The sequence below is a fragment of the uncultured Succiniclasticum sp. genome (assembly GCF_902793885.1).
Taxonomy (GTDB): Bacteria; Bacillota; Negativicutes; order Acidaminococcales; family Acidaminococcaceae; genus Succiniclasticum.
This window is the reverse complement of the sequence record NZ_CADBFF010000004.1, coordinates 1-16,408: the sequence shown is the minus strand read 5'-3', so window position 1 is coordinate 16,408 and position 16,408 is coordinate 1. Positions and strand designations below refer to the sequence as shown.

14 protein-coding genes are annotated in these 16,408 nt (G+C 41.7%); 2 read left to right on the top strand and 12 right to left on the bottom strand.

Annotated elements, in window-relative coordinates; genetic code table 11:
• Positions 1-17 precede the first annotated feature (17 nt).
• The 5 genes from QZV31_RS02945 to QZV31_RS02925 form a co-directional block, all read right to left on the bottom strand.
• Complete coding sequence (locus tag QZV31_RS02945; protein WP_295357895.1) at positions 18-704, bottom strand: zinc-ribbon domain-containing protein; 687 nt, start codon at positions 702-704, stop codon at positions 18-20.
• Between the two features lie 204 nt (positions 705-908).
• Positions 909-1,274, bottom strand: coding sequence for a hypothetical protein (locus QZV31_RS02940; RefSeq protein WP_295357893.1), 366 nt, complete (start codon positions 1,272-1,274; stop codon positions 909-911).
• Positions 1,275-1,515: 241 nt separating this feature from the next.
• Positions 1,516-2,238, bottom strand: a complete 723-nt coding sequence (locus QZV31_RS02935) for a hypothetical protein (protein WP_295357890.1) — start codon at positions 2,236-2,238, stop codon at positions 1,516-1,518.
• Between the two features lie 439 nt (positions 2,239-2,677).
• Positions 2,678-3,538: an Rpn family recombination-promoting nuclease/putative transposase gene (locus QZV31_RS02930; protein WP_295357888.1), complete on the bottom strand. Its 861-nt coding sequence runs from the start codon at positions 3,536-3,538 to the stop codon at positions 2,678-2,680.
• Positions 3,539-4,189: 651 nt separating this feature from the next.
• Positions 4,190-4,915, bottom strand: coding sequence for a hypothetical protein (locus QZV31_RS02925; protein WP_295357885.1), 726 nt, complete (start codon positions 4,913-4,915; stop codon positions 4,190-4,192).
• A 425-nt stretch (positions 4,916-5,340) separates the two neighbouring features.
• Here QZV31_RS02925 and QZV31_RS02920 point away from each other — a divergent pair, with 425 nt between their 5' ends.
• A complete protein-coding gene (locus QZV31_RS02920) occupies positions 5,341-6,843 on the top strand; it encodes a phage/plasmid primase, P4 family (protein WP_295357882.1) in 1,503 nt (500 codons plus the stop codon).
• Between the two features lie 497 nt (positions 6,844-7,340).
• Positions 7,341-8,219 (top strand): hypothetical protein, encoded by an 879-nt coding sequence (locus QZV31_RS02915; RefSeq protein ID WP_295357879.1) that lies wholly within the window; start codon positions 7,341-7,343, stop codon positions 8,217-8,219.
• A gap of 1 nt (position 8,220) precedes the next feature.
• Here QZV31_RS02915 and QZV31_RS02910 read toward each other — a convergent pair whose 3' ends face one another.
• The 7 genes from QZV31_RS02910 to QZV31_RS02880 form a co-directional block, all read right to left on the bottom strand.
• Positions 8,221-9,051: a zinc ribbon domain-containing protein gene (locus QZV31_RS02910; RefSeq protein ID WP_295357876.1), complete on the bottom strand. Its 831-nt coding sequence runs from the start codon at positions 9,049-9,051 to the stop codon at positions 8,221-8,223.
• A 39-nt stretch (positions 9,052-9,090) separates the two neighbouring features.
• Entirely contained in the window at positions 9,091-9,495 is a 405-nt protein-coding gene (locus tag QZV31_RS02905; protein WP_295357873.1) for a winged helix-turn-helix domain-containing protein, read from the bottom strand.
• Between the two features lie 107 nt (positions 9,496-9,602).
• Complete coding sequence (locus QZV31_RS02900) at positions 9,603-12,905, bottom strand: DEAD/DEAH box helicase family protein (protein WP_295357870.1); 3,303 nt, start codon at positions 12,903-12,905, stop codon at positions 9,603-9,605.
• A gap of 94 nt (positions 12,906-12,999) precedes the next feature.
• A complete protein-coding gene (locus QZV31_RS02895) occupies positions 13,000-14,160 on the bottom strand; it encodes a restriction endonuclease subunit S (protein WP_295357867.1) in 1,161 nt (386 codons plus the stop codon).
• A gap of 25 nt (positions 14,161-14,185) precedes the next feature.
• Positions 14,186-15,154 carry a site-specific tyrosine recombinase/integron integrase gene (gene xerA / locus QZV31_RS02890; RefSeq protein WP_295357863.1) on the bottom strand — a complete coding sequence of 323 codons (969 nt, stop codon included), beginning with the start codon at positions 15,152-15,154 and terminating at the stop codon, positions 14,186-14,188.
• A 66-nt stretch (positions 15,155-15,220) separates the two neighbouring features.
• Positions 15,221-15,841, bottom strand: coding sequence for a restriction endonuclease subunit S (locus tag QZV31_RS02885; protein WP_295357860.1), 621 nt, complete (start codon positions 15,839-15,841; stop codon positions 15,221-15,223).
• A partial coding sequence (locus QZV31_RS02880; protein ID WP_295357857.1) for a restriction endonuclease subunit S occupies positions 15,768-16,408 on the bottom strand: 641 nt, incomplete at its 5' end. The genes QZV31_RS02885 and QZV31_RS02880, both read right to left, overlap by 74 nt.

Here is a 16,408-nt window from a genome sequence, read left to right as displayed (position 1 = left end):
ATCACTCTTATCTTCGTTTACTCATCCTCATCCAATAAATCTTTATCGATGGGAGGATAGATGCCCTTTTGCGCATTCCGTATAAAAGTTACTACTTCCTTTTCATCCATCACGCCGATGGTTCTGGAGGAAATCTCTCCTTTATAGGTAAAATCCATAGATCCGAAGAAATAGCTTAAGTCTGTCATTTTGCGGAAAAGCCAGATTTCTTTCGAACCGTCTTTTTTATGGCAGGTCATGGAGTCTTTGCGAAGTTCCATAATTGTATAGTCGTCAAACATTTTTGACTTCAGATAAACGTAATTCAGAATTCTGACTTTGGCCAGCCTTTCTTTTGCTTCTGCATGATCCGGATCCAGCTCTAACACCTTTTTATAACATTGCAACGCACTTTCCGTATCACACTTTTTTTCAAATTTTTTAGCATCGTCCATCAGGGTTTCGATTTCAGCAGCGTTTTGCATCGCTTCTTCCATGCTGTCGTCCATGTTTAATACAAAACGGCTGTTGCAATACGGACAAACTGCGGTATTTGTTTTTACATTAATATTCAGATGTCCGCTGCAATTGGGGCAGATAGTGGAAGCAAAACTTATGCCATTTTTATTCTCCGGAGCAGGAGAAGGCACCGACTGCCTGGCTCCGCAATAATTACAGAAAACCGATTCATCTGCTATTTCCTTACCGCAACGTGAACAGAACATATTTCATCCTCCTGACTGCTATAACATGAATGGAAATAAAAGGCCTCCTATGATTAAATTTTTCTCATAGAAGACCTTTAGGCTTATCAGTCTCTCTTCCACTGACAATTATTATTTTATCACCTTTTTATTACTGTCACAAGATATTGCACAAGAAAACTTTAGGAACAGTAACAATGCCTTGCAGCCTCGTTACGAGGCGTATCACTTTTTCATCTTTAACGAAGCAAGCAGATTCCGGAACGCCTGCTCCAGCTTTTCAAAAAGCGGTTCCTCCGCGGCATACCAGTAAAAACGCTTGTTGAACAGTTCTGCAGTGTGGAGGACGGAAGCTTTGTTCAGATTATTTTTGTCAAAATACTCGGACTCGGGCAACTTACAGTAATCAGAAACGGCTTCCAAAAACTTTTTGACAGCTTTCGCCGGAATTTTACCGCTCTTTCTGTCCGTAGTACCTGAACCGGAATCAAACGTATCAAGATAAAACGTCTGATGCAAAAGGTCAAACTCAAACCTGCCTATACTGTGACCATGATTGTCTCCGTTACGATATTCTTCCACATGCCTCATATACTGTCTCTGATTCTTTTTATCTCTGTCTGCTTCAGCGTTCGTTCGTATTCATGGTCTTTTCCGTTTTTGTTTTCCATTTGTTGTTAAAATTATAATAGAAACCGATGTACAATTTTTTGCACATAAAACAGCGTCTGCCAATTATTTGGACAGACGCCGTAAAAATAACCCTTATTGTTTTCTATATCATAAACATATCAGCCGAAATTTGAAATGCAATCAAACACAATAAACCTGCTCATGCGACGGTTTTCGCCTGCGCCCCCTGGCTCCGTTCCCCTTGCGTGAAATAGCCTTCGGCAGCAATCCCCGCCACAAAGATAACATCCTCGTCCGCTTCTTCGCCAACCAGCACGTCATACACGGTTTCGAAAATGCCGGCGGACTTTACGCCGGTCACTGTCACAGCAGTGCCGCCCCGTTTCAGCGCCGTTTTCCCAAGCGCCTCTCTCACAGTGCAGCTCTTCCCGTGTCCAAAATAAAGTGTCTGGCTTCCCGTGGCGTGCCAAACGGTTCCATCAGAGAAGGTAACCTCAAAAATTTCCTCTTCCTGTGGCGGCATGACTTCCGTAACTACGCCGACAGTTTCATTCCCCTCCGCATCCAGCGTAATCACTTTGTCACCAACCTGTAAATCTTTTATGAGCTTAATACCACCTGGCACAGCCACCTCTGAATCGCCCGTGAAGCAATGGATCCGGGCAGGATTGTCGGTGTTACGGACATGAGCAGCATTGGTTTCGTTCTCATCACAACTTTGGCCCCAACATACTCCCCCTGCCACTTGCTCAAGCATTTCCCCGTCCAGTTCCACGTCTTCCATTTCAGACACATACGCTTCGGCCTCTTCTTTGGTCAGGCTAATGCCTTCGGACTCGGCCAGTGCCATCAGCTCTTCAGCATTCTTACAATGCATGGCTTTTTCAATTAATTCTTTTTTCAATACCTGCATATTCTTCATTTGGCTTGGCCCTCCTTTTACGTTTATATATAGCACGGGCGTTATTTGTTGTCAAATGTTTCTCTCCCGTGCGGTGTGTTAACTGACATTACTACTGATTTCACTGATAATGGTATCTTAATCCCACTAAAACTTCTACTGCTTATTTACACGGAAAACTGTAAACCTTTTCCACTTTTTTTGTAACATTTTAAAAATTTTGGAAAAACCACTTCAGATTTGGGTACCTCTTCGGGAGTATACAAGTAGATGGATAATTTTTGTTTCACATTTGCAGTGGTTTCGATTTTTGTCCTTTGGTATTATGCAAACAAAAAGCGCCTGCATGGTTACAGGCGCTGCGAAAGAATCGTGCAGTCTAACATTTATACAAAATTAAAGTCAATCATTTAGAGCAAAAATATTGCTCTTGCAAACAGAAAACCACAAAAACAAACTGTTACTTCATCGTTTCCTTTTTTTCAGGAAGTCCCGTTACTTCAGCAATTTCTGCTTCGGACATACCTTTTTTGCGTAACGCTTCAGCAACTTCCAAAGCCATTTCTTTTTTTCCTTTTTCATGCGCCCTTTTTTCCATAATCCGCAAATCCATTTCCCAGGTCACGATGCGTTCCCTCCATTTCTTGTCATTCCTCACACGTTTTGTTTCTTCGTCAATCTCCTGCGTAAATTTATTCTGCGCCAATCCGCTGTTCACATACCGTAAAAACGCAGCCAGTTCCTTATCTTCCGTATTATCCGCAGCCTTGGCGTTCAGGAAAATATTCTCCGTCAGGTCGCCCATCTGCAATGCATTATATTCTTTGCAGCGATACGTGAAATGATACACCGGCAGACCTTTTCCATACGGATCAAACGTGCAGATAAAAACTACAAAAGATTTACGCAGTTCCGGGTAATTCATCCCCCTACGCAGCATGTCCATACTGATCAGGCTCTGGTAATACCGCGTGCGCAACGGAAGCTCGTTTTCCACTTGATCTTCCTCTGCATCACGGTAAATGGTGCTGCCCTTCCCTGTCACCTGCATCTCCAAATCTATAACTGTTCCGTCCAGAATTTCCACATACACATCAAGGCGAATGCTTTTACTGCTGATTCGCGGACTGTTCGTGTGGCGCTCCGCAACAATGTGCAGAATCCTCTTAATAGGTATGTGCAAAACCTTCTCTATCAGGTACTGGCAGCGCTTTTTGTTGTTCATCACCTCCAGAAAAATGTAATTGTTGGCGAAGGTTAAAGAATCCCAATCAATCTTTTCAAAATCTTTCAAATCGACACCTGTCTTTCCGACCGACACGATTCCTTCCGCAGTTGTATTATAGCATAGATTGCATGCGTTTTCTATGAAGTTTTGATGAAAAGAAAGCTTAATAAAAAAGCAACACCCTGATATATGATAAGAGCATCACAGCTACATTATGAAATAAGCCACGCCTATATTTGATTTGCAAACCGGCATTGTTTTTTTGCAAAAACCACTTTAGATTTGGGTACCCCTTCGGGAGTATACAAGTAGAGAGAAAAATTTTTTGTGAATCGACTTGCATTTTAATACCCATTCCTGTTTATACAAGTGAGGGAAAATTTTTCCAACAGATTTCGGCGCCTTGCCGGAGTATATAAGTGAGAGCAAAAATATTTTTGCTTTACCGGTTCCGTTTTTTCACCCTCACGGGATTATAAGAGTGAAGTAATAAATTTTTTCAATTTTTGGTTGCGTTTTTTTGTCCTCGCCGGATTATATAAGTGAAACGAAAAAAATTCTCGGATTGTTGGTTGCGGTTTCGATACCCAAATTGTTTATAGTAGTGGGGGGATACTGTACCGTTCGAAACGCCGGAAAACAATGGAACGGAACTGATTACGGGAAAAGAAAAACGCCCGCTTGTTAGCAGGCGCTGTGTAAACAACCAATGGTTCCTTAAAAACGTATTTAATCCATGTCTTCTTACTTTCCTTTCGGCTTTCTGCTTTTTAAATTATGCCGTAAGCTCGCTGAAAAATCTGCCATGATGCCTGTAAGAACTTCTTTCGGTTTAACGTTGGAGATGCCCGGGTCCGCAACCTTTTCCCGCGCATCCTCCCAGGTCCAGACATTTTGGTTCGTCTTTGTGTTGATCACATCAAACCGGGCCTTCACAAATGCGGCAGGATATTCTCCCGCAGGAATATTGTAAACCTGTTGTTCCTGAATAGTGATGGTCTGCATATGGCCGGTTACGTCTAACATGGTTGTGGTAACCGGAACCATTACCGTTTCCGTATGGGCTTCCACATGCTTTTTCCCGGTATCATATTGCGAAACCGTGCATCTGACCACTAAATCATAATCGCCGGAAGCGAGCCGGGGATTTTCGGCAGACTGGGCTGCCACAGCTTTTGTGTTTGCCGCTTCTTTGCCTGCTGCGTTCCCTTTGGCTTTGTCCGTAAGCCCGACATTGTATTTTGCTTTGATAAGTTTATCGACAATATCCGCTTTGGCCCGCTCAAAAAACACAGCCTGCGCATCCTTATCCCGGATTCCGTCCGCAATTTCAGGGGCGGCCGCGTAGTCAATACAAATACTTTTGGCTTTCGTAAAGTCATAACCCGGATCGATCCATTCGGATTTCTCCGCAAAAGTCGTCGCGGATAACGCTAACAGGCAACATAAGAAGAAGAATAACTTTTTCATTGTAAGAATACCCCCTTTAAAAATAACCGGACCCAGTTCAAATTACCCTGTGTTCGGAGCCAAACGCAGCCTGACGCAGTGTATGCTTCCCTTTGTAATGGTTATCTCAGTTACCAAAATTTTTCCTGCTTTCACAACTCATTGTATCGCATATCCACTTAAACTTCCAGTACTAATTTGCACAGAAAACTGTAAACCCTTTTCACTTTTTTTGTAACATTTTAAATTTTTTATAAAAACAATCTCATATTTCGACCCCCTTGCCGGAATAGATAAGTAGAGGGAAAAATTTTTTTCAAGATGTGGTTGAATTTTTTGGAGCTAAAGCGATTATACAAGTAGAGGGATTATTTTAAATACCGGTTGCATTTTGACCATCTAAATTGTTTATACAAGTAGAGTAATAAAATTCAAGGAGGATACCCATGAACCAAACCCAAATTCAGTACCTCATGAACCTGCCCTACACCGATCCGGGCAACGCGGAACGGCTGCACGTCATGATTGGAAGCGACTGGAAGTTCGTGCCGCAAATCAACCGGTGGGTGCACTGGAACGGCAAGCGCTGGCAGGAAGAAACCAACGCCGTGCTCCGCAACGTTGCCGTAACTGCCTACCGCAAACTGGCTTCCGCCATTCGCAGCCTGCCCCAGACGCTGGACCAGACGGAACAAAAACGTCGCGCTAACGTTTTGGACTGGCTGCGAAAATCGGAATCCCTGCATCATTTCAAAGACGCCGTGAACTACTGGCAGGGTTGCAACGCCACAGACTTTGCCGCCTTTGATGCGAATCCGTTTCTGCTGAATGTACAGAACGGCACGCTGAACCTGGCTACCGGCACGTTGCAGCCCTTTGACAAAAAGGACCTGCTGACAAAAATCTGCGCGGCAGGTTTTGAGGAAACTGTTGCCACCCAAAAGCCGCTTTCCTGTGCCAGCGCAAAAGAAATGCCTGCAAAAAAGGACGCAACGGCGGGTAACGTTTCTGCCGGTCACAGTGAAAACAATGGGAAAAACGCCACACCGTTGGCGCAAAATCTCTGGCTGCAAACCGTCCACACCATTCTTCCCGACCCTGCCGTCCGCCGCTGGATGCAGAAGTTTATGGGCTACTGCCTCACCGGCAGCACCGAGGAAGAAAAGTTTGTTATCGCCTACGGCCCAGGCGGCAGCGGCAAAGGCACTTTCTTTGAAACCATTGCAGCGGCCATCAGCGACTACAAGGCCACCCTTTCCATCGACACGCTGTTGGCCACGGCTTACGTGACCGACGGACAACGTCCCACGCCGGAGTTCGCCAAGCTGCCCGGCAAACGCTACGTGCTGTCCAGCGAAAGCAACCCCAACCGCCGTCTGGACGAAGCAAAGGTCAAACTCCTCACCGGCGGCGATACGCTGACCGCCCGGCATCTGAACGCCGAACCGTTTGAGTTCTGCCCTTCCTTCAAACTGATTTTGCAGACCAACCACCTGCCCGCGATATCCGATGCCATGGACAAAGGCATCCGCCGCCGTCTGGTGATTGTTCCTTTTACAGCACAAATCGAAAACCGGGATACCAAGTTAAAACAAAAACTGCTGCAGCCGGAAAATCTGAACGCCTGCCTGGCCTGGTGCGTGGAAGGGGCAAAACTCTGGTTCGCGGAAGGATTGGGCAACGATGTGCCGGACGAAGTAGCCAAAGCCGCTTCCGCATTTTATGAAGAAAGCGATTTGCTGCAACAGTGGCTGGACGAACGGACGGAACCCAGCCTGGGCTTTTTGAAATTCAGCAAAGCGCTGGAAGATTTCAATAACTGGCTTTTCAAAAACGGAAACCACGGCTGGCAGCGCAAAAGTTTTGCCGAAGCCATGCAGCTGCACGGGAAGATTAAGGTGCGCCGGGAAACAGGTTACTGCTATGGAGGATTGTGTTTACGATTATAATTTCACCATTTCTTAACTTTTATTTCAAAACAGTTTCCCCTCTTTTCAAAAAACAGCCTGTACTTTTTTCACCATTCCTGAACTTTTTAACAGCGTCCTGCACTTTTTCTGAAAAAAGTACAGGAGAGCAAATCCAGTATCTGTGCCGGTTTCAAAACTTTCCTGCACTTCCTGCACTTTTTTTCCTGCTCTATTTCATATGAATTTTTTTATTATGAAACAGATATATAAAAAAGTACAGGAAGTACAGCCAATCAGAGAAAATCCTGTAGCCATGCCTGTTCAGGCACCTGCACTTTTTCTGCACTTCCTGTATTTCCTGCATTTTTTGAAAAAACGATAACCAAAGACACTGGCCGAAAACCAGCACTGACAAACACGAAACGCCAGCCCCGTGCTATTCATTTCAATTAGCACGTAGGACTGCTACAACAAACCATTTCTCTCAGCTCCCCCTCCAACACTGCTTTCTTTTTGCAAATTCAGAAAGGAAAATTATGATTACACAAGAAACAAAAATTATAGAAGTAAACCCGGAAGGCATCCCGGATTTTTTGAAAGTTCTGCCCTATTGGATCAACTGGAAGCCCGTCTTTGTTGACGGCAAAGCGAAAAAACTACCGACGTATGGGGAAACCGTTTTGCGCGGGCAGTATTGGGAAACGGAAGGACGACCTTTTGCAGATGCGCTACGTACCGTGCCTGCCAACGGTGGACTGAGTCTGCTTCTCTCCCGGCAAAGCGACCTGGCCTGCATCGACATCGACGACTGCCTGCCCAATTCTCTCCGGCTTAACAAAATTTTGCAGCTTGCCCCTGAAGCCTGGTGCGACCTTTCCCCTTCCGGAAACGGCGTGCACGTGTGGGGCATTCTGCCAAATAAAAATTCTTACCTTTTGCCCGGACGCAAGACCATCGGCTACCACGGGAAAGAGTACGAATGGTACGGTTCCTGCCGGGGCATCACGGTGACAGGGCATACCATCTGCGGCAACCGTCTGGCAGATTTGACGCCCGCAATAAACTACTGTGAAAGCCTGCGCCCGAAACGTATAGAAGCGCCCGCCGTCAACAATTCATTGACAACGAACGCCCCTTCTGTTGATTTCATTTTGCAAAAAGCCTTTGACGCCGACCCGGAACTACAGCGGATGTACTATCATGGGCACCGCTGGCAGGACAAAAGCCGGGAAGACTTCCGCTTCTGCCAGCGTATGTGGTTCTGGCTGGGCGGATTCGGCCAACAGACCATTGAAGATGTATTCCAACACTCCGCGCTGTACCGAAAATCCAAAGGCCCCCACTACGTTCCGCTTACCGTTCGCAACGCCGGGAAACGCTGGAACGGGAATTATTACCGCATTAAAAAAGCCTGAGCTATTTTTTAAACTGAGCGCCGCATTCCGGGCAAAAGTTCGGGATGTTATAGGGATCCTGGGGCTTCCATCCGCACTTGCTGCATTTAACAACAGGCGCTTCCATATCCGCAGGTCTCCGGATTCCGCAATTGGTACAGAATTGTCCCTCGTGGTTCAGGGTACCGCAGTTGCCGCACATCCATTCGCCGGGAACAGGTGGAATCGGATTATGTTGCTTCGGTTTTACCTGTTCTTCTTTTGCCGGATTATGGGAAGGTTGTTTCTTCTCCTCCGCCTTGGGCGGTTCCACTTTAAACTCCAACACCCGGCTGCCGATGGCTCCTGTTACCGGATTGATCTTAAGGTCTACCGTAAACCGCTGCGTTTCCAGCTGCGCTTCATAATAGGTGAGGTTTCCCTCGTACTTTTGCTCAATTGATTTAATTTTGCCGTCCGGATACTCCAAGCTAATGATTTCTTCGACATCTTCGACTGTCTTATTAACAGTCGTGCTGCCGGGAATACTGCTTCCTCCGATTTTAACAGTTTTCACCTTATTTATCTCTTTTATCACGGTGACTTCATAGGCACGGAGCGTGCTGTTATCGAAAAACGAAAAGGCAATCGTCTTATCGGTTTCCTTTTCAATTAACATGCCCTGATATTCGGCTGTTGCCGGAACTTCTGATCTTGCGGCAAGAATCGCCTTTTCATAAGCCCGTGGATATTGACTGTGTTCCGCCTTGGAAATCGGTCCCGCCTCCGCACCTGCTTTTTCTGCGGCAAAGCTCACCTGTACTCCAGCCAGAAGCGACAAGGCCAACAAACAAGTTATGATTCTTTTCAACATGGTTGGTTTCCTCCTTCATTCTGAAATATCTCATTATATTCACGCTGTTCTTCCGCGTGCAAGCTCTTCTACGGTAGCAAGTGGAAGTTCAACACATTTTGCGATGTCTTCCAGCGGAAGATTTGTATTATCTATGCAATTTTTAGCAGTCCTCATCTTAACCTGCATTTCTCTTTCTTCTGCATATCTTTTAGCTCTCTTTTCTGCGTATTCTTCTACCAATTCACACATCTCCGCATTCCCTCCTTTTGTTTCTTTCAGCTTCTTCAGGATTCGCTCAGCCTGCCGTTGTGAAATTCCCAGCGTTGAAGCCAGCACTTTGGAAGTAAGACGGGAATCCTGTTGCAAAAGTAATAAAACTTTTTCTTCCGTTGCCTTACCGTTTATACCGACATTTTTACCGACTTTTACACCGACATCCTGACGGCAAACAATTTCCTCCAACCATCTCGCCGATTTCTATCACAAGATTGGTTATTTCTTCCGTCATGGTAAAGGGAGGCTGATACACGTCTTTCACACTTTCTTTGTCTTATATCATTATCGCAGCTTCAATGTGCATTCTCATTTATACTGACAATGGTATTCTGGATATCTTTCAATATTCCCAAATTATTGGCAAATAGTTTTGTAATAGCTCCATATCTGTTGAACGGTGCTTTATTGAATACTGTAAAGTCCTTTAACATGCCATTTTTAGAAATGTAGCCAATAATCATATTGACAAAATCAATTTGCTTTGCATTTAAATTGTCATCATTAATGAACTTGGAAAACGCTTGGACTGTGGCTTCTCTGTCCAAGCCAATGATGGATCTGACAAATTCGCCTAATGGAACATTGCCATACTCATTTTTGAACTGGCCCTCAGTACCTAAGTCTTTCCACATCAGTTTCTCCAAATCAAGCATATCCTGTGGCGATAATGGTTGATTGGTTTTCAATTTTGCAATCACCGGGATATCCTGATGCTGAAGCACATACTGTTCCATTTTCTTTTTATAATTCTCAAGTTCAGGTTGATATATAGGCCCTCTTTCGGCAACACTAAGAATTTCATCAGTGAAATTAGTATAAAAGATGGGTTGTTTGCCCCGGGGGATATATTTAATCAAATCACGGATTCTGATCCGGATGGCCTCCCACTCTTCCATACCTGCTTTATCTAAATACCCTTCCTTGAGAACTTGATAAATAAAGTCTCCTTGCTTTTTTACGTCAGGTATTGTACCGAGTTTGGTCAGTGCTTCTAACTTTTGAACCAGATCTCGCTTATGTCTCTTAGCCTTTTGGCCAGTAAGAGTCGCGAGTTCAATCTGATACATCAATGCGTCAAATCTGCAGGCGTTGAACTCGTCTTTTTCAGGCAATAACAAGGGTGCAATATTCTCTTTTAATTCCAACACCTGTTCATAGGTCAATGCTGTGTAATTGTCTTTTACTGAATAGTAATCCACATATTTCAAAGCTAATTTAACAGTAAAGTTATCTCTGTTTAATTCACATACCTTATCGACCAGTGTTTTGACCAATGCAGCACGCATCTTTACCAACTCATCCGTCTGATAGATTAAATCCTGTAATTTATAGGCTATTTCGGCTCTTAAATTAAACAAAACCTCCTGCAATGTTAATGCCTCAGTTCCTTCGACACCTTTTGGATTCACATCAAAAAAGTCAAAAATTCCGCAGAAGTCAAAGATGAAGAATCTTTCTTTGTCCCCGGTATCCAACAGGTTTTTGCATAGGCGTGTACCACGACCAATCATCTGCCAAAACTTTGCTTTGCTGAATACACTCTTGAAAAAGACAAGGTTCAGGATTTCGGGCACATCAATACCCGTGTCAAGCATGTCAACAGATATGGCTATTTGCGGGAGTTTTTTCTTGTCAGAAAAACTGTCTATGACACTTTGTGCATAATTGGTGTAATTGTCAATGACAGTGCAATACCCATCCGGATAAGAAGGGAACTCTTTATTCCATATTTCCAGTATTTTCTCGGCATGCCTGTGACTTTTTGCAAAGATTATCGTCTTGCCAATGTCATTGCTATAATTCACACGCAAGCCCATCATAAGCAAGGTATTCAGGACTTTTTTAATAGTATCTTCATTGAATACCCAGGAATTTAAGGCTTCACTGCTAATGTTATCGATCAGTTCACCGTCTTCATCTACAAACGTCTTTTCATATTCATCTTTTTCTTCTTCCGGCAAGTCATTATATTTGATTCCGGCCTGCAAGAATTTTAACTTGCAGTCAACCACATTGTAGTCAACCAGGAATTTATCTTCAACAGCTTTACTTAGCTCATAGTTATAGGTTGGCACCCCACTCTCCAAATCAAATACCTCATAGGTGTTTTTGTCAATATCATCTCTTGGCGTAGCAGTAAGACCGATCAGCAGGGCATCAAAATATTCAAATATTGCTTTGTATTTTTTATAGAGACTGCGATGGGCTTCATCAACAATGATCAGGTCAAAATGGCCACTGGTATACAGTTTCTCGCCATGTTCATCTTTACTGGAATCAATACAGCCCATCATGGTCTGGTAGGTTGAAAAGACACCTCTTGCTTTGGGATTATCCTTATCTTCAACCAAATTGGTTACACTTACATTAGGTAAGCAATTGACAAAAGCCCTCTTAGCCTGAGTAACCAAACTGTTCCTGTCAGCCAAAAACAAGAAGTTTTCAATCCAGTTATGCCTTTGGAGAACATCAACCAAAGAAATAACTGTACGAGTCTTACCACTCCCGGTTGCCATAACAAGCAAGGCTTTTCTTCTGTTGCCATTACCAAAAGACTCGCAAACAGCCTTGATTGCTTCTTTCTGATAATAACGTTCAGATATTTTATCGTCGATAACAGCATTAACCAGAGGAACCTTGTTTTCAATTTTGAAAAATTCTTTTTGTAAATCTTTCTTTGAATAGATAAAACTGATTCTACGTTCAGGATAACCATTCGGCTGATCTGCTATGATACGAGTATCAAAGCCATTTGTTAAAAAGATAATGGGTCTGCGTCCAAATCTACGCTCAATGTCATCTGCATATAGTTTGGCCTGTGTCCGACCAACAGCAACATCCTTGCTGGTCTTTTTGGCTTCAATAACTGCCAAAGGAATATGGGCGTCATCAAATAAAACATAATCAGCTGCGCCATAACCTGATTTATTAGGCATATTTTCAATGAAAAATTCATCTTCCCAATCTTGACCCCTGGTCCAGCCTGCATCGGTAAGCATCACATCAATGTATGCTTTTCTTGTTGCTTCTTCAGTAAAGTTAACATGAGGCTGATATTCATGGGCTTTCTGAGAACGAATAGTGGTTAACTGGAGTTTCAGATTTTCATTTTCCTGCTTCAGCTTTGCAAAATCTACTTCACTGATAACGGGTATGGTCTTTTCTGTTATATTTTCAATCAAAGACAGATCATATTCTAAGTCGTCAAATTCAATTAAGCTATAGCTGTATGCAACAAATTTCAGGAATGTATGTAGATATTTTAATGATAAGGCGACAGTATCTTTGGTGACATTTTTTGGTTGGTGTGCAGCACTGTTTCCAACTTTTCGAATAAAATCCAAGCATTTGAGAATGTCCTTGCCTACAATACCACGAAATTCGTCTGTGTTGATAAGAGTGACAAAATTATCCTGGTAAGGCATCACCAAATCCCGGTCAACCGAATACATCCATTTCACAGCAAATTCAGCAGCCCGTCTGCAATTGATAGCAGAACTGGATAAATCAATATGGAAAACTCGCTCTGCAGCTATGGCTGTATCTGCAAACGCTTCAAAGTTCTTTTCTTTTTTCAAAAACTCAAAGTTTCCCACGTTATCACTCCCAGTTTAGTTTGGAATTAGCTCTCGAAAAAACAGTTACACTACTTTTATTATATCAGAAAACAAATATTTTCTTGGAATGCAGTTATCTATCAACAAAAAGAAAATGTGCTAATCGTAAGCGCTTCATAACTTTTGATTTGTCGACTTGTTTTACAAACACTTCAAATCGATTTTGTGCTTCAATATTTGGGAAATAGTATTCAAAATTTCTTATTTTTTCCATATTTATTGAGGCTTGTGCAACCTGCGATGCAAAAGACATAATGTAGTCATGAGTATACATAAATAAATGAATTAAATATACTGGATTGAAATTCTCTTTATCTTCAATGGTTATTTTCCCAACGTTTGGAGCCAGATGATATTTATTATCAGCGTCTACCATAGCAACATCGCCAATTGTTCCGGCATATGTCATTAATATGTCTCCATAATAAAGCTTAGACCTAGGGAGTAAGTCGGATGTTTTTTGATCAATCCATTTTATATCGTCAAGCACTAGATGACCCTTTTTACAATTTAATCCACGAAGCATTATTATATCGCCTGAATCTTTATACTTTATGTATTTTGTAAATTCAAACCCTGCCAACTTAGTCACAGACGCAAAATCACCAATTTTATGCTTATTATCCTTAATTCTATCCCCTACAACTGGATTCCCAAACATCTCGACAAATCGGGCTTTGATAAGTTCATCAAAAAGGTGTAATTGCTTTTTTCTTAAAGTAATTATGGATTTAGATTGATTTAACAGACTTACAATTATATCCCGTTTTAATTTTACTGGCCAATTAATAACTAGATTGTCAATATGTTCATTTCGAATGTTGTTAATATTCGCTCCAAGAGCAGATGCAGCTATTTCACGTCTGTATTTTGGGCTTTGAAAAAACACCGAAATATAATCAGCATCATCAATGTTTTTTGGTCTGACAACTTTACAAAAAGCACCAAATGTATATTCTCCGTCACAATTAAACGAAGCAGCTTTTCCTACCAAGTCTTTACTACCACTAGAAGCACAAACCAAAATGTCTCCACGACGAAGTATTTGACTGGACGATACTCGTTTTCGATCAACATAGATTACGTCTGAAAATTCAATACTACCATCAAAAATATTGTTTGCTCTTAACAATGCTATTGACAAATCGTTTAGAGTATCATGAATATCTTTAGGTTTATACGATACGCCACGCACTTGATCAACAAGAGCAGATAAAGATTTATTGTTCATCATAACATCCCTACAAACCCGAATTGTATCAGGCGATGTACTTTTGGTGGGATGTTTTTACATTTGTCTGATTCACAATGGCATATTGCATTGTTGTATCAATTTGTGAATGACCAAGAATCTTTTGCACCTGTTCAATTGGCATTCCTCTATCAATGGCCCGTGTCGCCATCGTTCTCCGGAATTTATGGGGGTGAATCCTTTCTAAATTTACACTTCTTCCTAACTCCCTAATCCTAATCTCTACTCCACTAATCCGCAAACGGTCAAAAGGCGCATCTAACGTAACAAACAAAGCCGGATTGGAATCCGTACGTTTTTTCAAATAATCTTGCAAATGTAGCTTCGCCTTTGCATCAAAATAAACCTTGCGCTCTTTATCTCCTTTTCCAAAAACTACACACTCACGTTCTTCAAAATTGATATCTGAAATATTTAAATTCACCAGTTCTCCTACACGAATACCAGTGGAATATAATAAATCAATCATTGCCAGATCTCGGTCACATTTACAATGATCGCGAAGGCGTTCTATCGCTTCATCAGTAATAACACCTTTTACTTGCTGTTTGGTTTTTATTTTATGTATACGACGCATAGGGCTTTTTAAAATATAATCCTCTTCTTCCAGCCAGGAAAAGAAACTGGATATATTACGGCGGACATTATCAACCGTAACTTTACTGCAATTATTAATCCGCTGGTAATTAACCAAATATTCCCTTATTTCATCCGTAGTGATTTTCCGTATTGGCATTAACACATGTCGTAATAAGTGTTCCACTGTAACACGGTAATATTGCAAAGTCCTTTCCGAACAACCTTCTATACTCTTGGCTGCCAAAAACAATTTTAGATATTCCGAATTCGAAATATCTTTTTGTTTGGCTTTGTCATCTGATAAATTCTTCAACAAAACTTCCTGCAACTTTTTCATTTGCGTTATGCTGAGGTAACCAGCCATTTCGTTTAAAATATTCACAAGCTTATCGTCCATTATTGGTAATCTCCTTTCAAAGAATACCAATATTGTAACGCACATAAGGTTAAGTTTTGCCAAAGTTTATCCAAAATACTGCTGCATTAAACTGTCAAACAACATTTGTGTTTGTTCTAATGATTTCTGTACGGCAACTTTTGATTTGTCGATTTGTTTTACAAAAGATAAAAACTGCTCCTGCAATTCCTTTGGTGGAACTACAGCTAATAGTTTTCTGATTTTTCCTTGAAATAAATTTGCTTGTGAGGATTGACTTTTTGAAGAGTCAATTTGTTTTTGGATAAATGGCATTGTAATCTGATGTTCCATAAAAATAGGATTAATAGTCTTCTTAAAGCGAATAAGTGCAACACTCCTTACAAATTGAAACTTTAATCCTTCTGGTACCGTACAGGTACGTCCTATAGTTCCTGAGCAAGAAATCAAAACATCTCCCTCCTGAGGGATAATTCTTTTTGAAATTCTGTCATATTCAACTTGATCAATATAGTCAATCTTATCGAAAGACAATGCATGATTCAACACGTTTCTTGCAGAAAGTAGATAAATCCCTTGATTAAATCTTTTCGGTGTAGCATGCTCGCCATCTGTAATCAGATCACTGATTTCTTCAAATGTGTATTTTGGCCATCCCAGAGGATTTATATCTGAACATCTCGACAAATCGGGCTTTGATAAGGTCATCTGATTTAACAAGCTCTTTCTTTTTATAAGCTATTATTCTGCTAATTTTATCTAAAACATCCGCAATTTTAACTTGTTCATCTTTACCGGGTATAGGTACATCTACACCACGTACCATTTCACTATTTAAATTATTAACTACACCACCTACTGCCATCATCTTGAATTTTTGATACGTTGGTTTTGAGCTTAGGTAATAATACAAAAAACGTTTATCAAATACATTCTCTTTATCCCTTAGGACAAGCCAACCATCATGAATACAACCGTCAATTTTAAGGATATATGGACGGCCAAAACTCATAGAATTTGACAGTAAAAAATCACCTGGACGCACATAACGTGACTTTTTCATTCCTTCAGGAAGTATTTTCTGTGCTGTTTGTGTAATAAACATAGACTCATCATTCGTATCGCCTATTTTTATCCAGTTAATTCCTGCTGGATTGTCAGTAATATAATCATCAATTGGCCTAGGAGATCCACCCCGTTCGACAGTACAAACATCTCCAAGTTTTTTATAGTTCCATTTTTTATTCACGACATTCATCCCTACAAACCCGAATT